Annotated in this window: 25 protein-coding genes; 4 read left to right on the top strand and 21 right to left on the bottom strand. The window is 64.4% G+C overall.

The genetic code is table 11. The features are described 5' to 3' along the window. Positions 1 to 22 precede the first annotated feature (22 nt). From ACM43_RS02135 to ACM43_RS02120, 4 genes are all read right to left on the bottom strand, one after another. Positions 23 to 280 (bottom strand): hypothetical protein, encoded by a 258-nt coding sequence (locus ACM43_RS02135; RefSeq protein WP_271537812.1) that lies wholly within the window; start codon positions 278 to 280, stop codon positions 23 to 25. A 121-nt stretch (positions 281 to 401) separates the two neighbouring features. Next, complete coding sequence (locus tag ACM43_RS02130) at positions 402 to 614, bottom strand: hypothetical protein (RefSeq protein ID WP_036044357.1); 213 nt, start codon at positions 612 to 614, stop codon at positions 402 to 404. A gap of 151 nt (positions 615 to 765) precedes the next feature. Then, entirely contained in the window at positions 766 to 942 is a 177-nt protein-coding gene (locus ACM43_RS02125; protein WP_167361664.1) for a hypothetical protein, read from the bottom strand. Positions 943 to 1,064: 122 nt separating this feature from the next. Then, positions 1,065 to 2,801 (bottom strand): adenylate/guanylate cyclase domain-containing protein, encoded by a 1,737-nt coding sequence (locus ACM43_RS02120; RefSeq protein WP_271537808.1) that lies wholly within the window; start codon positions 2,799 to 2,801, stop codon positions 1,065 to 1,067. 318 nt (positions 2,802 to 3,119) lie between these two features. On the opposite strand from ACM43_RS02120, the gene ACM43_RS02115 reads away from it, so the two are divergent. Then, positions 3,120 to 5,300, top strand: a complete 2,181-nt coding sequence (locus tag ACM43_RS02115; RefSeq protein WP_271537806.1) for a lytic transglycosylase domain-containing protein — start codon at positions 3,120 to 3,122, stop codon at positions 5,298 to 5,300. Between the two features lie 176 nt (positions 5,301 to 5,476). On the opposite strand, the gene ACM43_RS02110 is transcribed toward ACM43_RS02115, so the two are convergent. Genes ACM43_RS02110 through ACM43_RS02100 form a run of 3 tightly spaced genes read right to left on the bottom strand, consistent with a single transcriptional unit; the run spans position 5,477 to position 6,413 of the window. Further along, entirely contained in the window at positions 5,477 to 5,839 is a 363-nt protein-coding gene (locus tag ACM43_RS02110; protein WP_157283653.1) for a hypothetical protein, read from the bottom strand. Continuing rightward, positions 5,836 to 6,024: a hypothetical protein gene (locus tag ACM43_RS02105; RefSeq protein WP_271537802.1), complete on the bottom strand. Its 189-nt coding sequence runs from the start codon at positions 6,022 to 6,024 to the stop codon at positions 5,836 to 5,838. The genes ACM43_RS02110 and ACM43_RS02105 overlap by 4 nt, the downstream gene beginning before the upstream one ends. Further along, positions 6,021 to 6,413 carry a hypothetical protein gene (locus tag ACM43_RS02100; protein WP_244941489.1) on the bottom strand — a complete coding sequence of 131 codons (393 nt, stop codon included), beginning with the start codon at positions 6,411 to 6,413 and terminating at the stop codon, positions 6,021 to 6,023. Before ACM43_RS02100 ends, ACM43_RS02105 begins: the two co-directional genes overlap by 4 nt. A gap of 639 nt (positions 6,414 to 7,052) precedes the next feature. Here ACM43_RS02100 and ACM43_RS02095 point away from each other — a divergent pair. The 3 genes from ACM43_RS02095 (at position 7,053) to ACM43_RS02085 (ending at position 10,189) form a co-directional block, all read left to right on the top strand. Next, positions 7,053 to 9,038 (top strand): PAS domain S-box protein, encoded by a 1,986-nt coding sequence (locus ACM43_RS02095; RefSeq protein ID WP_271537797.1) that lies wholly within the window; start codon positions 7,053 to 7,055, stop codon positions 9,036 to 9,038. Beyond that, positions 9,035 to 9,706 carry a response regulator transcription factor gene (locus ACM43_RS02090; RefSeq protein ID WP_271537795.1) on the top strand — a complete coding sequence of 224 codons (672 nt, stop codon included), beginning with the start codon at positions 9,035 to 9,037 and terminating at the stop codon, positions 9,704 to 9,706. Before ACM43_RS02095 ends, ACM43_RS02090 begins: the two co-directional genes overlap by 4 nt. A gap of 96 nt (positions 9,707 to 9,802) precedes the next feature. Then, positions 9,803 to 10,189, top strand: coding sequence for a response regulator transcription factor (locus ACM43_RS02085; RefSeq protein WP_271537793.1), 387 nt, complete (start codon positions 9,803 to 9,805; stop codon positions 10,187 to 10,189). A 54-nt stretch (positions 10,190 to 10,243) separates the two neighbouring features. Here the strand turns inward: ACM43_RS02085 and ACM43_RS02080 are convergent, their stop codons facing one another. From ACM43_RS02080 to ACM43_RS02015, 14 genes are all read right to left on the bottom strand, one after another. Beyond that, positions 10,244 to 11,215 carry a tripartite tricarboxylate transporter substrate binding protein BugD gene (locus tag ACM43_RS02080; protein ID WP_271537791.1) on the bottom strand — a complete coding sequence of 324 codons (972 nt, stop codon included), beginning with the start codon at positions 11,213 to 11,215 and terminating at the stop codon, positions 10,244 to 10,246. A 174-nt stretch (positions 11,216 to 11,389) separates the two neighbouring features. Further along, on the bottom strand, positions 11,390 to 12,631 hold the full coding sequence (locus tag ACM43_RS02075; protein ID WP_271537789.1) for a threonine synthase: 1,242 nt from the start codon (positions 12,629 to 12,631) through the stop codon (positions 11,390 to 11,392). Positions 12,632 to 12,775: 144 nt separating this feature from the next. Then, on the bottom strand, positions 12,776 to 14,197 hold the full coding sequence (gene lpdA / locus ACM43_RS02070) for a dihydrolipoyl dehydrogenase (RefSeq protein ID WP_271537787.1): 1,422 nt from the start codon (positions 14,195 to 14,197) through the stop codon (positions 12,776 to 12,778). A gap of 17 nt (positions 14,198 to 14,214) precedes the next feature. Then, positions 14,215 to 14,421 carry a hypothetical protein gene (locus tag ACM43_RS02065; RefSeq protein ID WP_271537987.1) on the bottom strand — a complete coding sequence of 69 codons (207 nt, stop codon included), beginning with the start codon at positions 14,419 to 14,421 and terminating at the stop codon, positions 14,215 to 14,217. Positions 14,422 to 14,470: 49 nt separating this feature from the next. Further along, positions 14,471 to 15,820 carry a pyruvate dehydrogenase complex dihydrolipoamide acetyltransferase gene (locus ACM43_RS02060; RefSeq protein ID WP_271537784.1) on the bottom strand — a complete coding sequence of 450 codons (1,350 nt, stop codon included), beginning with the start codon at positions 15,818 to 15,820 and terminating at the stop codon, positions 14,471 to 14,473. 63 nt (positions 15,821 to 15,883) lie between these two features. Continuing rightward, positions 15,884 to 16,336, bottom strand: a complete 453-nt coding sequence (locus tag ACM43_RS02055) for a nucleoside deaminase (RefSeq protein ID WP_157283646.1) — start codon at positions 16,334 to 16,336, stop codon at positions 15,884 to 15,886. 2 nt (positions 16,337 to 16,338) lie between these two features. Beyond that, on the bottom strand, positions 16,339 to 16,641 hold the full coding sequence (locus ACM43_RS02050) for a DUF5076 domain-containing protein (RefSeq protein ID WP_008547332.1): 303 nt from the start codon (positions 16,639 to 16,641) through the stop codon (positions 16,339 to 16,341). A 3-nt stretch (positions 16,642 to 16,644) separates the two neighbouring features. Continuing rightward, on the bottom strand, positions 16,645 to 18,027 hold the full coding sequence (locus ACM43_RS02045) for a pyruvate dehydrogenase complex E1 component subunit beta (protein WP_271537779.1): 1,383 nt from the start codon (positions 18,025 to 18,027) through the stop codon (positions 16,645 to 16,647). Positions 18,028 to 18,055: 28 nt separating this feature from the next. Next, positions 18,056 to 19,078, bottom strand: coding sequence for a pyruvate dehydrogenase (acetyl-transferring) E1 component subunit alpha (gene pdhA, locus ACM43_RS02040; protein ID WP_271537777.1), 1,023 nt, complete (start codon positions 19,076 to 19,078; stop codon positions 18,056 to 18,058). 362 nt (positions 19,079 to 19,440) lie between these two features. Then, positions 19,441 to 20,958, bottom strand: coding sequence for an aldehyde dehydrogenase (gene adh, locus ACM43_RS02035; RefSeq protein WP_036009864.1), 1,518 nt, complete (start codon positions 20,956 to 20,958; stop codon positions 19,441 to 19,443). Positions 20,959 to 21,109: 151 nt separating this feature from the next. Beyond that, complete coding sequence (locus ACM43_RS02030; RefSeq protein ID WP_404540936.1) at positions 21,110 to 22,069, bottom strand: GAF domain-containing protein; 960 nt, start codon at positions 22,067 to 22,069, stop codon at positions 21,110 to 21,112. 201 nt (positions 22,070 to 22,270) lie between these two features. Continuing rightward, positions 22,271 to 22,588 carry an FtsB family cell division protein gene (locus tag ACM43_RS02025; protein WP_025036496.1) on the bottom strand — a complete coding sequence of 106 codons (318 nt, stop codon included), beginning with the start codon at positions 22,586 to 22,588 and terminating at the stop codon, positions 22,271 to 22,273. A 178-nt stretch (positions 22,589 to 22,766) separates the two neighbouring features. Next, the gene (locus ACM43_RS02020; RefSeq protein WP_271537770.1) at positions 22,767 to 23,318 is read right to left on the bottom strand and encodes an NADPH-dependent FMN reductase; all 552 of its coding nucleotides are present in this window, start codon (positions 23,316 to 23,318) and stop codon (positions 22,767 to 22,769) included. 203 nt (positions 23,319 to 23,521) lie between these two features. After that, positions 23,522 to 24,655 carry a zinc-binding dehydrogenase gene (locus tag ACM43_RS02015; protein WP_271537768.1) on the bottom strand — a complete coding sequence of 378 codons (1,134 nt, stop codon included), beginning with the start codon at positions 24,653 to 24,655 and terminating at the stop codon, positions 23,522 to 23,524. Between the last annotated feature and the right edge of the window lie 31 nt (positions 24,656 to 24,686).

The following is a 24,686-nucleotide window of genomic DNA, read 5'->3' as shown; positions in this document are numbered from 1 at the left end:
GACGAGACGACGACGCCGAACATCAGGACCGCCCGCGCGAGCGTTGCGCCTGGGCCCAGGCGACAGCGACATCGCGTGGCGGGGCATCCACGCGCTTGATGGGGGTCAATTCGCCGGAGGCCGAGACGATCGCCGTTTCTTCGCGGCGGCAACGCGTGCAGACGAAGCGGACCTCGTGCGGCGACGCCGACCAGTTCGACCGTTTCACATTGGCCGCCATCGGCCAGGCATCGCAATGCGAGCACGACACCAGAAATCGACCGGGATCGAGCATACCCATTCCATTGGACTCCGCGTCCTGCCGCCTCCTTCAATGATTAATGCATGTGAATCGTTCCGGTGCTCCAGCACCGCCGGCATTGGCTCGAGGGCCCTACCGGTTCCGCGCATCCGCAAAATGCTCAGCGAGCGCCCTTGAGGGTGCAGGAGGTCGTGCAGGTGACCGTCGTGCCGCGGTCGCACGTTTTGCAGGCGCTGACGCACTGGTTCATGTCGCGTGGATTGTAGCTGTAGTTGCGCAACGGACAGGCCGGCGTCGTCGAGCCGGTGATGTCCTGCTCCTGATCGCAGGCCGCCGTCATGAGCGCGAATATGATCACTGCAACGAGGCGCATGGGATTGCCCTGTCAGACATGGCAAATCACACTCACGAGGCGCGCTGCATTGCAGCGAACCCCGGCCTTCCCACCAACGAGTGTCGCCGACCGGCGGTGCTCGCTTGCTCCAAGGATGCGCGCCAAACGTTAAGAACGGATTTCAGCCGGCTCAGGCCGCAGCCGTCGTCGCGATCGCCTGCCGGATATCGACGGCCAGCTGACGGTACTGTTCCCCGAGCTTCAAATAGAACTCGCGCTTGCTGCTGTCGGTGGCGAGCTTGGCGATCAGCTCGCATTCGGCGGTGAGCGTCTCGAACCGTTCCAACCTGTCTTCGAGATGTGTCATCGGCGTGTCCCCATCAGACGCCTCATGGACATCCAACCTAAGCCCGGGAAATAGGTCACGGCGAACATCGTTATGGAGTAGCATCTTTTTTCCGGCGCGGCGCGCCCGACCGCAAAGCACGGCTATTTCTGCTCCAGCCGCCAGACGCCGTCCCAATCGGGATCCGGCGGATTGGCCACAAATTGAGCGATGCGGCCGAGCATCGTGCGCGAGGGGCCGTCGCCGGGGACTGCCTCGAGCGCCGCGTTGAAGGCGGCGCGGGCCTCGTCGAAGCGCCGCGCACGATAGGCGGCGAGACCATCGGCATAATGCGTGCGCAAGCTCACTTGCGCATTGCTGAGCGCGCCTGGTCTCGCCATCAGCTCGAAGATCGCCTGCGGCGCGCTTTGGCCCGCGACCGCCAGACGATCGATCTCGCGCAATTCCAGGCGCGATCCGATCCCGTCCGCGGTCGCCTGCGAGATCAGGATGCGGGTGCCGTAGACCTTGTTGACGGCCTCCAGCCGCGAGGCGAGATTCACGGCATCGCCCATCACGGTGAAGCTCATCATCAGCTCGGAACCGATACTGCCGGTCAGGACCTCGCCCGTGGCGATGCCGACGCGAAGATCGCACGGCGCCGGCATGGCGCGGATGCCGAGCAGGTCCGGCAGCTGCTTCTGCAGCGCGGGCACCTGATCGGTCATCTCGACGGCGGCGAGCCCTGCGAGCAGACCCTGCTCATCCTCCTCGATGAAGGGCGGCCCCCAATAGGACATGATGGCGTCGCCGATATATTTGTCGATGATCCCGCGATTGTTCCTGATGGGAGCGGACATCACGGTGAAGTAGTGGTTCATCACCTTGACGAGGCCGCGCGGCGTCATGCCCTCGCTCATCGAGGTGAAGCCGCTCATGTCGCAGAACAAGATGGTCATCACCCGGCGCTCACCGTCGATGGCGACCTCCGGCCGGTCGATCAGGCCCTGCACCACCTTCGGGTCGATGTAACGGCCGAAGGTCTCGCGAATGCGCTCGTTGTGCCTGAGCTGCTCGATCATGCGGTTGAAGGCGGCAGCGAGCTCGCCGATCTCGTCCTGTGTCGAGACGGTGATGGGCTTGTCGAACCGGCCCGCTTCGACCTCGCGGGCGCCGGCCAGCAGCAGGCGCACCGGTCGCGTGATGCCGCTACTCACCAGCAGCGCAAACACGAAGCCGACGATCGCCGCGAGCAGGGTTACGACCCCAGAGACGATGATCGTCTGGTGCTGGCGACCGATCACCTGAGACGTCGAGAAATAGACCTGCGCCAGCATGTCGGCGCGGATCGCATCGACCTTCCGGTTGAACGCATCGCGCAGCGTGTCGAGGTGTTCCAGCGTGCCGCGGGCCGCGGCCATATCCTTGGCCTCGACCTGCTTGAGCAGTTTCGCATTGCCCTCGTCGAGATCGCGCCGCAGCTCGGTGACGGAGCTTTCGATCCGGACGTCGAGCCGTGCCAGCGCGGCGTTGTCGGAATACGTCCTGGGGTCGTCGATGATCGCGTTGATGAGCTTGCGAGCGGCCTCGGCCTCCCGCTCGAAATTGCGGTCCAAGGCCTCGAAGTCGCGAAGCCGCGCCGCGTAGGCCTCCTCGTCAGACGGCGCCTCCATCCTGGTCATCACCATCCGCCGCTGCGCCAGCGCCCGTTCCAGCGAGCGGATGTTCGCGCGCGCCAGGTGGCTATAGGCCGGGATGTAGCGGTTGGTCAGCTCGTCGAGCAAAATGCCGACCTGGCTGGACATCACCATCGACAGGATCGAGGTGACCAGCATCAGGACGATCAATCCGAGCGCGATGCCGACGATCTTGCGCCGGATCGACTGGTTGAAAATCGGCATAGGTACAGGGCAAAGGCTGAAAGGATGAAGCGAGGGAACTCATACACCGGATTTGGCCGAGGCAACACGTGCAATCTGGCCGTTCTGGCGTCCTGTACCGCGCGCAATCGTCGCGCGAAGCCTGGTCGTTAACAAAAGGTTAAAACCGCTGCCTCTTCCGTCCTTTCGGAAGTTCCCCAGCTCCTATCCGTATTTTGCCGCATTGTTGCGACAGCTTGAGGATGCGACACGATCCCGACGCATCGTTCGGTGTTTTGATTCGCAAGCCGCATGTCGCGGACCTTGGTTTGTAGTGGTTTTCGCAGGGGGGACCATCCAATGAACCAGTGCCTACGCTCGCTCGCGTGTGTCGTTGCCGTGGCCGCGATGGCCCTCCTTCCCACCGAGCTGGCGGCGAAGAGCAGTCAAAAATCATCCGCACCGAAGAAGACGCATGAGGCGAAAGCGGGCAAGCACCGCCACGCTTCCGCCGGCAAAGCGCGACACGGCAAGCACGCCGAGGCCAAGCGCAAATCGAAGAAGGCGGTCGAGGAGCCCGCGGCCAAGCCGGCGCTGACCGGCGATCTCGCCGCGCTGAAGGACGCCATCGACCTGACGCGCAAGGGCAAGACCGAAGACGCGAGCGCTGCGCGCGACCGCATCACGGACCCTGCCGGACAGAAGCTCGCCGACTGGTTCATGCTGCGCCATCCCGACAGTACCGCGAATTTCAAGCGCTACGCCGCCTTCCTCGCCGCCAATCCCGGTTGGCCGAGCAGCGCCCTGCTCCGCCGCCGTGCCGAGGCACGGCTGTGGCAGGAGAAGGCCGACGCGGCCATCGTGCACAAGTTCACGATGGATCGCCCGACCAGCGCCAAGGGCAAATTCGCACTCGCGCGCGTCCTGCTCGCCGAAGGCGAGACCGACAGGGCTGCGCGGCTGGTCCGGGAAACCTGGCGCGCGGAGGAACTGTCCGAGCGGAGCGAAGAGGATTCCTATGCGGCGTTCGGCGACCTTCTGTCCGCCGACGATCACCGCGCGCGCATGGACAAGCGCCTCGGCGCCAAGGATTATGCAGGTGCGCGGCGCGCGGCGAAGCGGCTCGGCGAGGACGCGCTCGCGATCGTGAAGGCCTGCGCCGCCGTCACCGGCAAGGCGAGCAAGGCCAAGGATCTGCTCGAGGATGTCGCGGCCGAGGAGCGACGCGATCTCGGTTACGTGCTGTGCCGCGCGCAGTGGCATCTTCAGAACGACCGCATCGACGACGCGGCCGAGGTGATCCTCGCTGCCAAGCCCGACATGATGGCAGCCCAGGACACCGACGCCTGGTGGCGCGAGCGCCGCATGCTGGCGCGCAAGCTGCTCGACCAGGGCAAGGCCAGGACCGCCTATGACGTGGTGCACACGGCCGCGGTGCCGGAAAAGGAGGTCTACCGCGTCGACTATCACTTCATGTGCGGCTGGATCGCGCTACGCTATCTCGACGATCCCAAGACGGCGATGGTGCATTTCGCCTCGATCGACGCTGGCTCGTCCAATCCGATCGCGCTGTCGCGGGCGCATTACTGGCGCGGCCGCGCGGCCGAAGCCATGGGCGCGACAGCCGACGCGCGCATGAGCTACCGGGCGGCGGCGCGCTATCACACCGCCTATTACGGCCAGCTCGCCCGCGCCAGGCTCGGCCTCGACGGCATCGAGCTGCGTCCGCCCTCGCCGGTGCTGGCCTCGACCGATGCGCAGCTTGCGGACGAGCGCGTGCGCGCCGCCGACATGCTCTACGGCATCGGCGAGCGCGACATGGTGTTCTATTACGCCGAGGATTTCGCCAAAGAGAGCACCGACGTCGCCGCGCTGGAAGCGCTCGGCGAGCTTGCGGGCCGGCGCAACGATGCGCGCGTGATGCTGGAGGTCGGCAAGACCGCGCTGGCGCGCGGGCTCGCGCTCGACCATTACGCCTTCCCGACCATCGGCATCCCCGAGCACAAGCAGGTCGCACCGGCGATCGAGACCAGCGTGATCTATTCGGTGGCACGCACCGAGAGCTCGTTCGAGCAGCGCGACAAGTCGCATGCCAACGCGGTCGGGCTGATGCAGGTGACGCCGGAAGCGGGACGCGACACCGCGAAGCGCTTCGGCCTGACTTACGACTGGGACAGGATGGTCTCCGACCCCGTCTACAACACGCAGATGGGCGCCGCCGAGCTCAGCGCGCTGTTCTCGGAATATCGCGGTAACCAGATCATGACCTTCGCCGGATACAATGCCGGCCGCGGCCGCGTGCGTGAATGGGTGCAGAAGCGCGGTGATCCCCGGGACCCCAACGTTGATCCGGTCGACTGGGTCGAGCGCATCCCGCTGTCCGAGACGCGCAACTACGTCCAGCGCGTGATGGAGAACGTGCTGGTCTACCGGGCAAGGTTCGAGGGCAGCAGCATGATCGCCGGCAAGAGCGACCAGCGCGTGGTGACTCACGAGGCCAGCGCAACGGAGCCAGCGGCGGCCGCAGCACCCATTCCCTGATCGACGCCGCCGGGGCTGGACGCGGCGCTTGCAAGGATACGGTGCTGCGGCTTCTACGCGCGTGCAGTCGCGCAGCTAAAGCGCGATGCGATTAGGATGAATCGTCATTGCGCTTTAGATTATTGTTTGAGCATGATCGTTTCGGAAAACCGCTTTACACTTTTCCGGATCATGCTCTAGGTGTCACCTCCTTCCATCGTGATCGGGTCGCGACTGTCCAAATATGCGGCGGTCAAAGCTCTCGCGAAGGTCCAGGCAGTGATCGTGCAGCTCCAGCACCAGACGGCACTCATCACCGTCAACGTCTGGATCATGCTGCCAGCGGCGAGCTCGACCTTGCCGGCAATTGGTTCCGTCCGCCCAGGCACCGGCCAGTGCATGAACAGCGTGGAGAATTCGCCGCGCCGGTAACAATCGTCGTCACAGTAACGGCGCTGCGTCCGCGCATGGCGGACATAGCCGGAGCGGAGCGACCGCGAGCATGTGCTGCACGCGGCCGCGTGCAACGGCGGCTCGTGATTGACCACCACGAATTTCATGAAGCCGCTCTCACGCCATCTTTCGCGAGCGTCTCGCAGAACAGCGCGTAGCACTGATGATCGCAGTAAGGCAGACGGGTCGCGATCTCGCGCAAATAACTGCTGCTGATCGGCTCGCAGCACTGCATACACGAGGTCTGCCGGAACGGGGTCCGGCCGTTGACCAGCACGAACGCGAATCTCATGTGGCACCTCCCAAAGCGAAGCAGTAAACGCTGTCGAGCGGAGACAGTGCGGGCGGTGGAGCGCACAGATGATTCCGGCCGTCCGGATTATCCCTGTTTCTCTCCACCTTTTGCGGTGGGATCAGAATGTATCTCCCGTCCTCCCGGCGCCGTGCATAGATCTGGTCGCCGATGTACTTGATGTCGGTCGGATAACAGTCGGCGCTGTTGCAGCAACTGACGCCCGGATTGTCCGGCATGCGCCAGGTCGAATAGAATTTTTCGTGCAGCGCCTGGTCCTGGGGCGGATGCCGGCGATGAACGGCACCGTGTCCTGCCTCCTGTCCGTGGGCGGCCGCGATGGGGGCGATGAGAACGATCCAGCAGAAGAGCTTGCATGAGCGGTTCAACGCACGGCCTCCCGGATCAGCTCTCCAATCCAGCCTTATGCGACCTGGGCCCGAAACAACCACCGGCGGTCGCGTTCGCTTCGCGTGCGGAAACGATCAACGCACTTCTTGGAGCAGAGCGCCGTGCGCCAGGAATAGTAGCGGATCAGGCCAAACTTGCCGCCGCACACCGCACAGCCATTCCCTGAGGAGCAACTTTCGGACTCCGATAGGCGACGCTCAGGAAGTACCGACATATCACACATTGCTGTCTCCCTCTGTTGCTTGCGCTTTTCTCAGTTGTTGCCTTCGAGACTTCCGATGGTCGCGAGGCTAGTCCGCCGGGCACGAAACGCTCAATTGTACGGAGGTAAATGGCCGACATGACTAGGAATGGAGGAGCTATACCTAGGTTTGTCCCGTATTCGCCCGGGGCCCACCCTGCCCGAGTTCAACGTGATGGCGCATGACCCTCTGGCTGCACGGTCACCGTGAAACGTTGGCCGGCACGGTGTCCTTGAGGCGCCGCCATGGACTTTGGCGGCGAGCGGACAGTCCAAAGGCGAACCATGACCGCCGATCCGACTTTGGCTGGAATTGCTCCTCTCGTCGCAACGTGCTCTACTTCTGTTCACGCAGAGAGTGCCGGGAGCGCCAGCGATGAAGCCTGGCCGGGCAGCGACATTCGGGAAGTCAGCCGCGCAATTCCTCGTCGGCTGCCTGAGGCAAACTGTTCCCGCCAAGCAGCACACCGAGCCCAGTGGTGCCGACTTGCTCGAGGCGGTCAAGCAGTGGCAGCAGGTCTTCGAGCACACGCCGGTCATGTACTTCATGGTCGATCCGGCCGGTACCGTGATCAACGTCAACACCTTCGGCGCCGAGCAGCTGGGCTACACGCCGGGGGAGTTGATCGGCCGATCCGTGCTGGATGTCTTCCTCGCCGAAGATCGCGCCACTGTCCGCGCCTGTGTCGCGTTGTGCCTCAAGACCCTTGATCAGTCACACACCTGGGAGATCCGGAAGGTTCGCAAGGACGGCTCGATGTTATGGGTGCGCGAGAACGCCAAGGCCATGCTGCGAGCCAATGGCGGGCCGATCGTGCTGGTCGCCTGCGAGAACATTACCGAACGCAAGGAGGCCGAGAACGCGCTGCGACAGAGCGAGGCTTATCTCGCCCAGGCGCAGGAATTGAGCCACACCGGCAGTTTTGGCTGGAAGGCCAAAACCCGCGAGATCACCTGGTCCAAGGAGACTTATCGCATCTTCCAATGCGAAGAAGGGACGAAGCCCAATATCCCGTTCATGCTCCAGCGGATCCATCCGGAGGACCGGCTCGCCGTGCAGCAGACGACGGGCCAGGCGGCGCGCGAGGGGAAAGACTACGATCACGAATACCGGCTGGTGATGCCCGACGGTTCCATCAAATACGTTCGGGCGGTGGCACGGGCGACGCGAGATGCAAGCGGCTACGTCGAATTCGTTGGATCAGTCAGCGACATCACGGCGGCCAAAGAGGCAGAACGCAGGCTCCGCGACAGCGAGCAGCGCTTTCGCGATTATGCCGAAACTGCCTCTGACTGGTTCTGGGAAACCGGGCCGGACCACCGGGTCACCCAGGTATCGGAACACTCGGATACCAACACTGTTCCCGCGGGCCTGATCGGGCTCACGCGGTGGGACATTGCGCCCGACGCCGCTCTTGAGCCCGAGAAATGGCGACAACATCGCGCGGCCCTCGACGCCCACGTCCCGTTCCGCGACTTGGTGTATCGCAGCAAGGACCGCAACGGGCAGCCGATCTATGTGCGGACCAGCGGCAAGCCGTTCTTCGACGCGGACGGCGCTTTCCTGGGCTACCGTGGCGTTTGCACGGACGTAACCGCGGCCATCCGGGCCAATCAAGCCGAAGACGCGCTACGGAAGGCCCAGGCCGAGCTCGCCCATGTGACGCGTGTCACGACACTGGGTGAGCTGACCGCTTCGATAGCCCACGAAATCAATCAGCCGCTCGCTGCAGTGATCGCAAACGCCGACGCCTGCCTCGCCTGGCTGCAGCGCAATCCACCGGACCTCAAAGCGGCCCGCCGCTCCGTCGAGTGGATCATCGAGGACGGCAGGCGTGCCGGCGACGTGATCCGTCACGTTCGGGCACTCGCCAAGCGTTCTGACATCGAGATGGTACCGCTCGACGCCAATGCGGTCGTGCGGGAGGCCGTCGCGCTCGTTCAGCGCGAGATGGCCAGCCACGGCGTGTCCGTCCGCATGGAGCTGTCCTCGGCGCTGCCGAAGATCTTTGGCGATCGCATCCAATTGCAGCAGGTCCTGATCAACCTGATCATGAACGGGATCGAGGCCATGGCAGACGTCCACGATCGCCCGCGCGAACTGGCGATCCGCTCACAGGCGAGCGGCGATGGCGCGATGCAGGTGAGCGTTTCCGACTGCGGAACCGGCATCAGCGAACAGGCGATAGACCGCCTGTTCACGCCGTTCTTCACCACGAAGTCCTCCGGCATGGGCATGGGCCTGTCGATCTGTCGATCGATCATCGAGGCCCATGGAGGGCGACTTTCCGCCATACCAAATCAGGAGCGCGGCGCGACTTTTCAGATCGCCTTGCCCCTCCACCGAGAGGAAGCATCGTGACCGAGCGCGCGGACTCTTCGCCGCCGCAGAAGGACGGCGATCAGCCCCTTGTCCTCATCGTCGACGACGACGCGTCCATGCGCCGTGCGCTCACCAATCTGTTCGAGTCGGTCGGTCTCAAGGTCGAAGCATTCGGCTCGGCGCCGCAGCTCCTGCAGGCCAAGCCGCCAGACGTCCCGAGCTGCCTGGTGCTCGACATCCGACTGCCCGGAACGAGCGGCCTCGAGCTGCAGGCCGACCTTGCCAAGGCAAATATCCACACGCCTATCATCTTTATTACCGGTCATGGCGATATTCCCATGACGGTTCGGGCCATGAAGAGCGGGGCGATCGACTTCTTGACCAAGCCGGTCCGCGATCAGGACATTCTCGACGCAGTCCAGGCCGCCATCGAGCGAGACCGCAAGCGCCGCGACCTCAACAGGACGGTCTCGACGGTCAGATCACGCTTCGAGTCACTGTCCTCGCGGGAGCGAGACGTATTGTCACTGGTGACGTCCGGCCTGATGAACAAGCAGGTCGCCGCCCAGCTCGGATTGGCCGAAATCACCGTCAAGATCTACCGCGGCCAGATCATGCGGAAGATGGGCGCGAAGTCGCTGGCCGATCTGGTGAGAATGAGCGAGGCGCTCGGGATTGGCCCGAACAAGCCCGATGCACAAACCTAAGTATGAGTTTCCAATCGTGACCGGCAGGTCCACCTTGCGCCTTTATGTTCTAGCCGTGGCGACGGCAAGCGTAATTCCCGGCGAGGAGCGGACGTCTTGTCAGTGGCTTCGGTCATCTCGGTGCTTGACGACGACCCCTACGTTCGGGCCGCGATCAACAATCTCCTGGAATCGCGCGGATACAGCGTCCACACATTCGCCTCGGCGGAAGAGTTCCTGAGCTCGACCGATTCGAGCGATACCTCGTGCGTGATCGCCGACGTGCAGATGCCGCTGATGAGCGGAATCGATCTGTTGACGAAGATGCGGGCGCAGGGTTCGGCTACGCCGTTCATATTCATCACAGCTTTCCCGGATGAGGGCGTGCGTGTGCGGGCGCTCGATGCGGGCGCAATCTGTTTTCTCGGTAAGCCGTTCGCCGCCTCGGATCTGATGCAATGCCTGGACCGTGCGCTGGCACCAGGTCACCAAACCACGTCGTGAGCGCCCGCCGCCAGCAAACGCGGCGGTGACGCCGCGAGGAGTGCGCCGCCCGGTTCAATCTACCTTGATGTTCGCCGCCTTGATGATCGGCCACCATTTGGCGATCTCGGCCCTTTGGCGCGTGCCGAGCGCTTCGGGCGTGAGCTGATCCTTGGGTGTCATCTCGAGACCCTGGCTTTCGAGCTGCTTCCTCACTGCCGGATCGTTCAGCGCCTCCACGGCCGCGGCGTTGAGCTTTGCGACGATCTCCCTCGGTGTGCCCTTCGGCACCCACATGCCCGACCACAGCGTCATGTTGAAGCCTTTCAGGCCCGCCTCGTCCGCGGTCGGGATCTCGGGCGCGGAGGCGAGGCGCTTGTGGTCGGTGACGGCGTAGGCGCGGATGGTGCCGGCGCGGACCTGGCCGATGGAATTGGAGGTCTGGTCGACGATGATGTCGATCTGGCCGGCGATGAGATCGTTCAATGCCGGTGCAGTGCCGCGATACGGCACGTATTGCAGCTTGATGCCGGAGACGCTCTCGAAATAGACGCCGGCGATGTGGCTGCCGGAGCCCGCGCCGGCCGTGCCCGCGGTCGGCGGCGATGGCCGCGACTTCAGCCAGTCGATCAACTCCTTCAGCGAGGTCGCGGGCACCGCATTCTTGCTGACCACGATCATCGGGTTGCTCGGCAGCAGCACTACCGGCTCGAGATCGGCAACGAGGTCGAATTTGAGCTTGTAGACGGCGCCGTTGGCGACATGGGTGCCGAGATGGCCAAACGAGATGGTGTAGCCGTCGGGCGGCGATTGCACGGCACGGCCGACACCGATCGAGCCGCCGGCTCCGGTCACGTTCTCGACGACGACCGGCTGGCCGAGCGGCACCCGCATGCGCTCGGCGAGCACCCGCGCCATCGCGTCCGAAGGCCCGCCCGCCGCGAACGGCACGATGATGGTAATGGGACGCGAGGGAAAATCGTCGGCGCGCGCGGCGCCTGCAACAGCGAGAACAGCAATCAGCGCAGCCCAGACGGCCTTCTTCATTGTCTTCTCCCCAGGTGTTTTTTTCTTCACCTCGCCCCGCTTGCGGGGAGAGGTCGAATTGCGAAGCAATTCGGGTGAGGGGGAGTCTCCGCGAACTCAACTTTCACTGTGTTTGCGGAAGCAGCCCCTCACCCCGACCCTCTCCCCGTAAGAACGGGGAGAGGGAGAAGCAAGTTAGAACTTCGAATAGTCAATCGGCTTGTGGCGATCGAGCGTGCGGGTGACCGGCGGCAGCGGGTATTTCAGGCCAGTCGCGCAGTTGAACAGCATGACACGATCGGTCTTGCTGACCCGGCCGTCGGCGAGACTTTCCTTGTAGGCGGCGTAGGTCGCGGCACCCTCGGGGCAGAGCAAGAGCCCCTCCTCGCGCGCGACCTCGCTCAGCGCCGCCGAGATCTTGTCGTCATCGACCGCAATGGCAAAGCCCTTGCTCTCGCGCACCGCGCGCAGAATCAGGAAATCGCCGATCGCTTGCGGCACGCGGATGCCCGAGGCGATGGTGTGGGCGTCCTCCCAGCGCGTCGCATGCTCGGTCCCGGCCTCATAGGCGCGTACCATCGGCGCGCAGCCGGAGGCCTGCACCGCGACCATGCGCGGGCGCTTTGAGCCGATGAAGCCGATCTTCTCGAGCTCGTCGAACGCCTTCCACATACCGATCAGGCCGGTGCCGCCGCCGGTCGGATAGAAGATCACGTCGGGCACGTCCCAGCCGAGCTGCTCGGCGAGCTCGAGTCCCATCGTCTTCTTGCCCTCGATGCGGTACGGTTCCTTCAAGGTCGAGGTGTCGAACCAGCCGACTTTCGCCTTACCCTCGCCGACGATCTTGCCGCAATCGTCGATATAGCCGTTGACGCGGTAGACGGTCGCGCCCTGCAGCTCGATCTCGCTGACATTCACCTCGGGCGTATCGGCCGGGCAGAAGATCGTGGTCTTGATGCCGCAGGACGTGGCGTAGGCCGCCAGCGCCGCGCCGGCATTGCCGTTGGTCGGCATCGCCATATGCTTGATGCCGAGCGCCTTGCCCATCGACACCGCCATCACGAGGCCGCGCGCCTTGAATGAGCCGGTCGGCAGCCGTCCCTCGTCCTTGACGATGATCTCGCCGCCGCCGAGTTTTGCACCGAGCTTCGGCAGCCGGATCAGGGGCGTCGTGACTTCGCCGAGCGAAACGATGTCCTTGCATTTGCGCACGGGCAAGAGCTCGCGGTAGCGCCACATGTCGCCGGGGCGCTGGGCGAGCGCATCCTTGGTCAGCGCCTTCTTCACGCCCGCGAGGTCGTAGCGCACCAGGAGCGGCTTGCCGGCCTTGGAGAGGTTGTGGACCTCGTCGGCCGCGTAATGATCGCCCTCCATCGCGCATTCGAGATGGGTGACGAAGGTCGGGCGTTCGATAGTGAGATTGTCGTTGTCGTGCATGGGATGATTTCCTTCTTGTTCTGCAAACAGCTCTCTCTGCTCGTCATTGCGAGCGAAGCGAAGCAATCCAGAATCTTTCCGCAGCAGCAGTCTGGATTGCTTCGCTTCGCTCGCAATGACGGCGGCGGGCGACGCGCTCGCCTCTCAAATGTTCAACACCCGTCCATACGCATCCAGCACGGCTTCCTTCATCATCTCCGACAGCGTCGGATGCGGGAAGACCGTGTGCATCAGCTCTTCTTCCGTGGTCTCCAAATTCATGGCGACGACGTAGCCCTGGATCAGCTCGGTGACCTCCGCGCCGACCATGTGAGCCCCGAGCAGTTGGCCGGTCTTCTTGTCAAAGATGACCTTGACCAGGCCCTGATCCTCGCCGAGCGCGATCGCCTTGCCGTTGCCCACGAAGGGAAAGCGGCCGACGCGGATCTCGCGGCCGCTCTCTTTCGCTTTGGCTTCGGTGAGGCCAACCGAGGCGACCTGGGGGTGGCAATAGGTGCAGCCCGGGATCATGTTCTTGTCCATGGGATGCGGATTGAGCCCCTTGATCGCCTCGACGCAGATCACGCCCTCATGCTCGGCCTTGTGCGCCAGCATCGGCGGACCGGCGACGTCGCCGATGGCGTAGATGCCGGGGACGTTCGTCTTGCCGAGACCGTCGACCACGATGATGCCGCGGTCGGTCTTCACGCCGACTTTTTCCAGGCCGAGATTCTCGATGTTGCCGACGACGCCGACCGCCGAGATCACGCGCTCGAACTCTGATGTGACGGGCTTGCCCTTGCCGTCGTCGATGGTGGCGAGGACGCTGTCGGCCTTCTTCTCCAGCTTCGTGACCTTGGTCGAGGACATGATCCTGATGCCTTGCTTCTCCAGCCGCTTGCGGGCGAGGCCCGCGATCTCGGCGTCCTCGACGGGCAGGATCTGCGGCAGCACCTCGACCACGGTGACGTCGCTTCCCATGGTGTGGAAGAACGAGGCGAACTCGATGCCGATCGCGCCGGAGCCGACCACCAGCAGCGACTTCGGCATCCGCTCCGGCACCATCGCCTCGAAATAGGTCCAGACCAGCTTCTTGTCCGGCTCGAGGCCCGGCAGCACGCGCGGCCGCGCGCCGGTGGCGACGATGATGTGCTTGGCCTGATAGGTCCCCTCGCCTAGCGCGCCCTTCGGGCCCTCGACGTCGGACTTCTTCACCGTGACCTTGCCGGGCGCGTCGATCGAGGCGGCGCCCCAGATCACGCTGACCTTGTTCTTCTTCATCAGGAAGCCGACGCCGTCGTTGAGGCGCTTGGAGACGCCGCGCGAACGCTGCACCACCGCCTTCGGATCAAACGAGACCTTCTCGGCGGAGAGCCCGTAGTCCTTGGCGTGCTGCATGTAGTGGTAGATCTCGGCTGAACGCAGCAGCGCCTTGGTCGGAATGCAACCCCAGTTCAGGCAGATGCCGCCGAGATATGACTTTTCGACGATCGCCGTCTTGAAGCCGAGCTGCGCGGCGCGGATGGCGGTGACATAGCCGCCGGGGCCGGAGCCGATGATGATGACGTCGAAGGATGTGTCGGCCATAGCGGCTCCCGTTCAACTCAAGAAGCGCCGCGGGCGCGGCGCTTGACCAGAAAAGACCTCACCAGCCATTCGAGCAGCACCACCAGTACTATGATGGCAAGCGCAGTGAGCACGATCGGCTGGGCGATGTTTCGTGCCAGCTGCTCGCCGGCAAAGAACGCAGAGTGAAGAAAATCGAGCTCGACCGGGTTGAGCGCGACGATGGCTCCGAGCAATAGCGATATCCATGGCCAGCGGGTCCGGACATGCAAGGTTGCCCCCTCTGCCGCCGCGTCAGACCATCATCATGACGGGGTTTTCGATCAGCTGCTTGAACGCGCCGATCAGCTCGGCGCCGAGGGCGCCGTCGATGGCGCGGTGATCGCAGGACAGGGTCACGCTCATCATGTGCGCGATCTCGATCTTGCCGCCGCGTACCACGGGACGTTCCTCGCTGGTGCCGACCGCAAGGATGGTCGCATGCGGTGGATTGATCACCGCGGTGAAGTGGCTGATGCCGTACATGCCGAGGTTGGAGACGGCGGTGGTGCCGCCCTGATATTCCTCAGGCTTCAGCTTGCGCGAGCGGGCCCGCGCGGCAAAATCCTTCATCTCGTTGGAGATGGTCGAGAGCGTCTTGGTCTCCGCTTTCCGGATGATCGGCGTGATCAGGCCGCCGGGCATCGCGACGGCGACGCCGACGTCGGAATGGTGGTGCTTGACCATGCCGCTTTCGGTCCAGCTGACGTTGCAGTTCGGGATCTTCTGCAGCGCGACCGCCATCGCCTTGATGACGAAGTCGTTGACCGAGATCTTGTAGAGCGGCTTCTTCTCCTTGTCCTTCGGCGCGGCGGCATTGATCTCCTCGCGGGCCGTGAGCAGCTTGCCGATGTCGCAGTCGATGGTGAGGTAGAAGTGCGGGACGTTCTGGATCGACGCGGTCAGGCGCTGCGCGATGGTACGGCGCATGCCGTCATGCGGGACGATGTCGTAGGAACCAGGCTCGAACAGCGACAGGATCTGCTTGTCCGACATGGTCGGCGCGATCGCGGGCGCGCCTGACGGCGCAGCAGCGGGCGCTTTCAGACCCTTGCCGGACTTGGCCTGCTCGACGTCGCGCGCGACCACGCGGCCGTGCGGGCCGGTGCCGTTGACCATGCCGACGTCAATGCCGGCTTCCTTGGCGAGACGCCGCGCCAGCGGCGATGAGAACACACGACCGCCGTGGCCATTGGCCTGCGCGGCCGGAGCTGCGGGCTGCGGCGCGGGCGCAGCTGCCGGCGACGCCGCGGCCTTGGGCGCAGCAGGCGCCGGCGCCGGCGCAGCAGCAGGTGCTTCAGCAGCTTTCGGCGGCGCGGCCGAAGCGCTGGGCTTGGCGCTCCCTGCAGCCTTCACATCCTCGCCCTCGCCGGCGAGCACCGCGATCACGTCGTTCACCGGAACGTCCTGCGTGCCCTCGGGCACCAGGATCTTGGCGATCGTGCCCTCGTCGATCGCCTCGACCTCCATGGTCGCCTTGTCGGTCTCGATCTCGGCGATGACGTCGCCGGACTTGACCTTGTCGCCCTCCTTCTTCAGCCACTTGGCGAGGTTGCCCTTCTCCATCGTCGGCGAGAGAGCGGGCATCAGGATGTTGATGGGCATGCTGACCTCAAGAAGAACTTTGCAAAACGTCGTCTTTCGACAGCGAAGACGAACAGACCAGGTTTAGTTGCCGATGTCGCCCTGCCACAGGCGCTCATTGGCGGGGATGGAGCGCCAATTCTTCATCATGGTTATGGAGCGGTCGTCGGCAAGGTCGATCCAGGGGATGCCGAACTTGTCGAGGATGTCCTTCGAGCCGGGGAAGGTGATGGACTCTCCGATCACCACCAGCTTGACCTTGAACAGCGCGAGCGCGCCGGCGCACATCGAGCAAGGCGACAGCGTGGTGTACATGACGGTGTCATGGAACGAGATCGCGCCGGCCTCGCGCAGGCAGCTCATCTCGCCATGCAGAATCGGATTGTTCTCCTGCACGCGGTTGTTGTGGCCGCGGGCGATGATCTTGTTGTCGCGCGTCAGCACCGCGCCGATCGGCAGGCCGCCCTGCGCGATCGAGGCTTCCGCCTCGCGGATCGCCTCCAGCATGAAATCGTAATGATGGGCTTCGATCGCCATGGTCAGTGCCCCTTGCCGCGCGGCGTGGTGGTGCCGGTGTCGGTGGGACGCTCGATCTCGGCCTGGAACATGTCGAGGATCCGGTTCAGCGCGTCCTCCTCGGTATATTCGCTCTCGCGCGCATAGGCGCGCGCGGCATGACGGGCGAGATCGACGAGCAGGAGACCCCACATGTCCGGCTCCTCGAAGGCGCGCTGGAACGCCATCGACAGCCCGCCGTCCAGCACGAACACGCGCAGGATCTCGACCGCGTCGTCGCGGGTCATGACGTCTGGCGGCAGTGGCTGCTCCTTGGGGCCTGCCATGGTCTACCTGTAGCAGACGGCTTTGGCGGCTTCGATGACGTCCGCCGCCGAGGGCAGCGCGAGCTTCTCCAGGTTCGCGGCATAGGGCATCGGTACGTCCTTGCCAGACACGCGCGTCACCGGCGCATCAAGATAGTCGAAGGCGTTCTCCATGATGCGCGCGGCGATCTCGGCGCCGACGCCGCTCTGGGCCCAGCCCTCTTCCACGGTGACGGCCCGGCCCGTTTTCTTGACCGAGTTGATGATGGTCTCGGTATCCATCGGGCGCAGCGTGCGCAGGTCGATCACCTCGGCCTCGATGCCGTCCTTGGCGAGTTCGTCGGCGGCCTTCAGCGCATAGGTCATGCCGTTCGACCAGGAGATGATGGTAACGTGGCTGCCGGCGCGGACGATGCGCGCCTTGCCGATCGGGATGATGAAATCGTCGAGCTTCGGCACTTCGCCGGTGTGACCGTACAGCACCTCGTTCTCGAGGAAGATCACCGGGTTGGGATCGCGGATCGCAGCCTTGAGCAGGCCCTTGGCGTCCGCGGCCGAATACGGCGCCACCACCTTGAGGCCCGGGACGTGCGAATACCACGCCGAATAGTCCTGGCTATGCTGGGCGGCGACGCGCGCGGCCGCACCGTTCGGTCCGCGGAACACGATCGAGCAGCCCATCTGGCCACCGGACATGTAGAGCGTCTTGGCCGCCGAGTTGATGATCTGGTCGATCGCCTGCATGGCGAAGTTGAAGGTCATGAACTCGACGATCGGCTTGAGGCCGGTCATCGCGGCGCCGACGCCGACGCCGGCAAAGCCGTGCTCGGTGATCGGCGTGTCGATCACGCGCTTGGCGCCGAACTCCTGGAGCAGGCCCTGGGTCACCTTGTAGGCGCCCTGATATTCGGCAACTTCTTCGCCCATCACGAACACGTCCGCGTCGCGGCGCATCTCTTCGGCCATGGCATCGCGCAGCGCTTCGCGGATGGTCTGCGTCACCATTTCCGTGCCGGCGGGGACTTCCGGATCGGGCTCGGCGACGGCCTGCGGAGCAGGCGCGGCTTTCGGCGCGGGCGCCTCGGCCTTTGCTGCGGCCGGCGGCGCGGACTCCGCAGCCTTCGCCGCCGCTGCGGGTGCCTTGGCGAGATCAGCCGCACTCTCGCCGTCGGCGAGGATGGTCGCGATCGGGGTGTTCACCGCGACGTCGGCGGTGCCCTCGGGGATCAGGATCTTGCCGAGCGTGCCCTCGTCGGTCGCCTCGACCTCCATGGTCGCCTTGTCGGTCTCGATCTCGGCGATGACGTCGCCGGACTTGATCGTCTCGCCCTCTTTCTTCAGCCATTTGGCGAGGTTGCCCTTCTCCATCGTGGGCGACAACGCGGGCATCAGCACTTGAATTGGCATATCTTCTCCAAAGAAAGCTTGCGCGCGTTCAGCGGTACACGTCGGTCCAGAGCTCGGCGGCATCCGGCTCGGGATCATGCTGGGCGAAATCGGCGGAGGCGTTGACGATGTCGCGCACTTCGGCGTCGATCGCCTTGAGATCGGCCTCGCTGACCTTGGCGGCGAGCAGGCGATTGCGAACCTGCTCGATCGGATCCTGGTCGTGGCGAACCTTCTCGACCTCCTCGCGTGTGCGATATTTTGCGGGATCGGACATCGAGTGGCCGCGATAGCGGTAGGTCTGCATCTCCAGGATGAAGGGACCCTTGCCGCCACGGCACCAGGCCGCCGCCTCCTCGCCCGCCGCCTTCACGGCGCGGACGTCCATGCCGTCGACCTGCTTGCCCGGGATGTTGAATGACGCCCCGCGCTTGGAAAAATCCTGCTGCGCCGAGGCGCGCGAGACCGAGGTGCCCATGGCGTAGCGGTTGTTCTCGATGACGTAGATCACCGGCAGCTTCCAGAGCTCCGCCATGTTGAAGCTCTCATAGACCTGGCCTTGGTTGGCCGCACCGTCGCCGAAATAGGTGACGCTGACATTGCCGTTGCCGCGATAATTGTTGGCAAAGGCGAGGCCCGTGCCGAGCGAGACCTGGGCGCCGACGATTCCGTGACCGCCGTAGAAGTGCTTCTCCTTGCTGAACATGTGCATGGAGCCGCCCTTGCCCTTGGAATAGCCGCCGCGGCGTCCCGTCAGCTCGGCCATCACGCCATTGGCATCCATGCCGGTCGCGAGCATGTGGCCGTGGTCGCGATAGCCGGTGATGACCTGATCGCCCTCCTTGAGGGCCATCTGCATGCCGACCACCACGGCCTCCTGGCCGATATAGAGGTGGCAGAAGCCGCCGATGGCGCCCATGCCGTAGAGCTGGCCGGCCTTTTCCTCGAAGCGCCGGATCAGGAGCATGTCGCGGAGCGCCTTGAGTTCCTGCTCCTTCGTGAATTCCGGGGGCGAACCGCCGTCGGTCTTGTCCTGTGCAGCGCTTGCGGCGGCTTTCTTGGGTGCGGCCATGGGAATTCCGGGTCAGAGAAAACTTTCGCCCTCTCTAACCCAAGTCAAACGCCCTTGGAAAGCACCGCGGCGGCATGGCACGACTTTCATTATGCCGCACTGCAACGTGATCGAAATATTGCAAAATCTTTGGCGCTGATCGGGCAACAAATCTATGCGCGTCAACGTGCGCGCAGATTCGTGACCGGATCAAGAAGTGCTGCGCAGTCATCCTGCCGCCAAATCTCATAAATTGAGCGCTACAGCTTCCACGACGTCATGGCCGGGCTTGTCCCGGCCATCCACGCCTCGCCCCGCGCACGAAGAACGTGGATGCCCGGGACAAGCCCGGGCATGACGACCTCGTGAGTGCGGCTTCCCGATCAGAAGAAGCCGAGCTTCTTCGGGCTGTAGCTGACCAGGAGGTTCTTGGTCTGCTGGTAATGATCGAGCATCATCTTGTGGGTCTCACGCCCGACGCCCGACTGCTTGTAGCCGCCGAACGCCGCATGGGCGGGATAGGCGTGGTAGCAGTTAGTCCAGACCCGGCCGGCCTGGATCTCCCGGCCGAAGCGGTAGCAGCGATTGGCGTCGCGGCTCCAGACGCCGGCACCCAGGCCGTAGAGCGTGTCGTTGGCGATCGCGAGCGCCTCTTCGTCGGTCTTGAAGGTCGTGACCGAGACGACGGGGCCGAAAATCTCCTCCTGGAAGATTCGCATCTTGTTGTGGCCCTCGAACACGGTCGGCTGGACGTAGAAGCCGCCGGTGAGATCGCCACCGAGATCGGCGCGTCCGCCGCCGGCCAGCACCTTGGCACCCTCCTGCTTGCCGATGTCGATATAGGAGAGGATCTTGCTGAGTTGCTCGCTGGAAGCCTGTGCGCCGATCATGGTGGTGGGATCGCGCGGATCGCCCTGCTTGATCGCGGCGACGCGCTTGAGCGCCCGCTCCATGAAGCGGTCATAAATGTCGGCGTGGACTAGCGCCCGGCTCGGACAGGTGCAGACCTCGCCCTGGTTCAGCGCGAACATGACGAAGCCCTCGATCGCCTTGTCGAAGAAATCGTCGTCCTCGGCAGTGACGTCCTTGAAGAAGATGTTCGGCGACTTGCCGCCGAGCTCGAGCGTGACCGGAATCAGATTCTGGCTGGCATATTGCATGATCAGCCGGCCGGTCGTTGTCTCGCCGGTGAAGGCGATCTTGGCAATGCGCGGGCTCGACGCCAGCGGCTTGCCGGCCTCGAGGCCAAAGCCGTTGACGATGTTGAGCACGCCTGCCGGCAGCAGGTCGGCGATGATCTCGGCGAAGACCATGATCGAGGCCGGGGTCTGCTCGGCGGGCTTGAGCACCACGCAATTGCCGGCGGCCAGCGCCGGCGCCAGCTTCCAGCAGGCCATCAGAAGCGGGAAGTTCCAGGGTATGATCTGGCCGACCACGCCGAGCGGCTCATGGAAATGGTAGGCGATGGTGTCGTGGTCGATCTCGCCGATCGAGCCTTCCTGCGCACGCACCACACCGGCGAAATACCGGAAATGGTCGATCGCGAGCGGCAGGTCGGCGGCACGCGTCTCGCGGATCGGCTTGCCATTGTCCCAGGTCTCGGCAATCGCGAGGCGCTCGAGGTTCTCTTCCATGCGGTCGGCGATCCGGTTCAGGACCGCGGCGCGCTCGGCGACGCTGGTGCGGCCCCAGGCGGACTTGGCGGCATGCGCCGCGTCGAGCGCTGCCTCGATGTCCTGCGCGTCGGACCGCGCGATCTTGCAGACGACCTGGCCAGTCAGGGGCGAGGCATTGTCGAAATATTTCCCGGAGATCGGCGCGACGAACTTGCCGCCGATGAAGTTGTCGTAGCGTTCGGCAAAGGGCACTTTGGTGACGCTGAGGAATTCCACCTTGTTCATTGATCACTCCCGATGTTGCTGTTTGCGCTTGTCGTCGCCTGTTCGCGACTTGCGCAGACGATGATGCGGGAGGCGTTTTCTGTCAGCCCGGGTGGACGCGATCGCGGAGCGGACCTGTCGCAGTTCTGCGACAGTCGTGGCGCGGCGCCGCTCAGTGGTTCAGCTCGAACCGCTTGAGCTTCCGGTGCAGCGTGGCGCGGCTGACGCCGAGGGCCTTGGCGGCTGCGGAGACATTGCCGCCAGCGCGCAGCAGCGCGCGCTGCAGCACCGCACGCTGGCCACCGACAAGATGATCGCGCGCGGCATCGCCGCCGAGAAGATCGGCCGCGGGCACCGGCCGCAACGCACCGCCGGGCACGATGCCGAGCGCTGCCCGCGCGGAGCGCGTTGCGCCGATCACCAGATCGTCCGCATCGACCGCAACGAGGCCGCCGCAGCTTCCATCCGCCGCTTGTGTCAGCACGATGCGGGCATGGGCGAAGACCTTGCGAAACAGGTCGGCCTCGATCCGCCTGGCCGCCTCGCCTGCCGCGAGCGCGATCAGGCTGGCGAAGGCATCGGTGCGGTCGGCGCGGCAGGAGGAGACGTCGAGCACGCCCGCGAGCGCCGCCTCGTGATCGTAGATCGGAACGGCGGTGCAGCTCAGAAGCGTGTTGCGCGCAAAGAAGTGCTGGTCGCGATCGATGGTCAGCGGACGCTGCTCGACGAGGCAGGTGCCGATACCGTTGGTGCCCTCGTGCTCCTCGCTCCAGAGTGCACCGGTCCAAAGGCCCCAGGACTGAAACGTCGCATCGTCCGCCACCGTGCCGCGGCGATCGACCGGCACGCCCTCGCGATCGGCGAGCAGCACGCAGCAGCCCGCTGCGCCGACCGCCTGGTAAAGCCGGTCCATGGCGCCCTGGGCGGCCGCCAGAAGCGGCGCGATGCGCTCGCGCGCCTGCTGCAGCTCGGCTTCGGTCAGCCGCATCGGCGCGGCGTGGCCGCCGGGATCGAGATGATGCAATCGGGAGGAACGGCGCCACGAGGCCACGAGCGCGGACCGGGCCGCCTGGCCTGACGCGATGGCGGCCTCGACGCGGGCCGCGTGATGCCGGGGCATTGTCCCATTCACCACAGTTTCCTCCGGATATCGATTGTAGGACGCGCCGCTGCTCCCCGGTTGATCTACGTCAACTTCAGCCAGCGCCTGCAAATGGCATGAGCCCGCCGCGGCGCCGCCGTCAAGGCGACCGCCCGGTTCCGGAGTTACGACCTTCGCAGGAGGAGGCAGGTTGCCGGATCCCAGCAGCGGCTTTCGGAAGCTGCGGATGCGCTAATTCGCCGGGATCATCCGAACGAGATCGCGCGGATGGACATAGTCGAGCTGGAAGCGCGCCCGCTCGTCCAGCATGTCCGGGTCGATCTTCTCGGACCGCAACAGCGACACCCGTTGTTCGCTCCTGGCGCGCTCGCGCTTGAGCTGAGCCAGCTCACTGGTCAGCGCGATGATCTCCTGGTCGAGCTCTTGGCGGGCGTTGAGGCCGTATTTGCCGGTATAGGCGTTGACGCCGAAATAGCCGACGATCGCCGCCGCCATCGCATAGAGGGCAAGACCGGTCAGGATCGATTTCAGGCGCGCGCGGGAGACCATCTTCGGAAGATGGGACAGGTTGGTTAAGGGAGTGCTAATTGCCAGAACGAGGCACTATCCCCACGACGCGTCATGGCCGGGCTTGTCCCGGCCATCCACGTGCTTTGCCGGCGATAACGAAGAACGTGGATGCCCGAGACAAGCCCGGGCCTGACGGAGCGTCGGCTTGGCCGGAAGCTCAACCCTGATTCTTCGCCACATGCGCGGCGAAGGCGTCGATATATTGCTGCAGCACCGTCTTGAGGGAGTCCTTGGTCAGGTTGCCCTCCGCATCGAAGGCATCGCCGACGCCACTGAGGTAGATTTCCGGCTGCTGGAGGACCGGACCAGAAATGCCCGGCAGAATGTTCTGCAGATGCTTGGCCGCGCTGACGCCGCCGAGCAGCCCCGGCGAATTGGAGACGATGCCGACCGGTTTGCCGAGGAACGAGCTCTTGCCATAGGGGCGCGAAGCGACATCGATGGCATTCTTCAGAACGCCCGGGATCGAGCGGTTGTATTCGGGCGTGACGAACAGGACGCCATTCGACGTCTTGAGCTTCTCGCGGAAGGCGAGCCAGTCCGCGGGCGGCGCGCCCTCTAGGTCCTGGTTGAAGAACGAGATGCCCGCCGGCGTGATCACCTCGAGCTTGAGCGAGGCAGGCGCGAGCTTGGCGAGCGCATTGGCGATCTTGAGCGAGAAGCTGTCCTTGCGCAGGCTGCCAGCGATCGTGACGATGTTGTAGGCCATTGGGTGTCCTTGAAGGCTTGAGCGGGAATGCCGGGACGGCACTTAAGCCATCCGGGCCAATAGATGCAAGTGCATGAACTGGTCCGATTTGGAAACGCTGCGTTTCTGGAAATGGGTCCGCGTGCCCTCCATCCGGGCCGATACAAAAAGGAATCAGGCCGCCAAGCGGCGGCCCGATGTGTCACGATAACCGTCCAAGCCGATCACTTGTTCGGGTTGATCAGGAATTTTTCGCCGGTTGCGCGCTTAGCGTAGACCGCGATGTTGGCGGGATCGAGCGCCTCGGCGAGCGACACCACCTTGGTGTAGTGGCTGGCGAAGGTGGTCTTGAGCTCGGATGCCACGCGCTGGCGCAGGCGGCCGATCTCGGCCGGGCCGATGTTCTGAAGGAATGGCGTGAGCAGCCAGCCGCCGACGCCCCAGCTGAGCCCGAACGAGCGGTTCAGCTCCGTGGGCCGGGTGTCGAGGCTGCCATAAATATAGACCTGCTTGTACACGTTGGAGCCGTAGCGGCTGTATTCCTTCGTGGTCTTGTTGGCCGCGATCTCCATCGCGGTCAGGATCTGGCTCGCCAGCTTGCCGCCGCCGATGGCGTCGAAGGCGATGGTGGCGCCGGTCTCGACCAGCGCGTTGGTGAGATCGTCCATGAAGCTGGGCGCGCTGGAATCCACGACGTATTTCGCGCCGATCTTGTGCAGGATGTCGGCCTGCTCCTTGTTCCTGACGATGTTGACGAGGCCGATGCCGTCCTTGATGCAGATCTTGTTGAGCATCTGACCGAGATTGGAGGCTGCGGCCGTGTGCACGAGCGCCTTGTGGTTCTCCCGCCGCATCGTCTCGGTCATGCCGAGTGCGGTCAGCGGATTGACGAACCAGGAGGCGCCGTCCGCCGCCGTGGTGCCCGGCGGCAGCTCCATGACGTCGCGGACCTTGAGCACGCGGTACTGCGTGTACATCCCGCCGCCGATCATCGACACCGTCTTGCCCATCAGGGCCTTGGCCGCATCCGACGATCCGGTCCTTATCACCGTGCCGGCGCCCTCGTTGCCGACCGGCAGCGACTGATCGAATCTCGCCGCCATCATCCGCATCGCCGCCTCCGGCATCGTGGCGGTGATGACCGGCATCTCCTTGGTGCCGGAGGCCTTGGCGGCCGACATGTCGGCGGGACCGATCAGGAGCCCGAGGTCGGATGGATTGATCGGGGTGGCCTCGACGCGAACCACGACCTCATCGTCGGCCGGCTCCGCGGTCGGGACCGTCACGAGAGACAATTCCAGCTCGCCGCTCTTCTTCAGCAGCGAACGCAATTCCAGTCCGGTCTTGCCGTCACTCATGTCGATCCTCCCCTGTCCTTCCGTTTGCGCG

The organism is Bradyrhizobium sp. CCBAU 45321, assembly GCF_028128975.1.
GTDB lineage: Bacteria > Pseudomonadota > Alphaproteobacteria > Rhizobiales > Xanthobacteraceae > Bradyrhizobium > Bradyrhizobium yuanmingense.
Note: the sequence above shows the minus strand (reverse complement) of the source record. Positions and strands in the feature narration are given on the sequence as shown.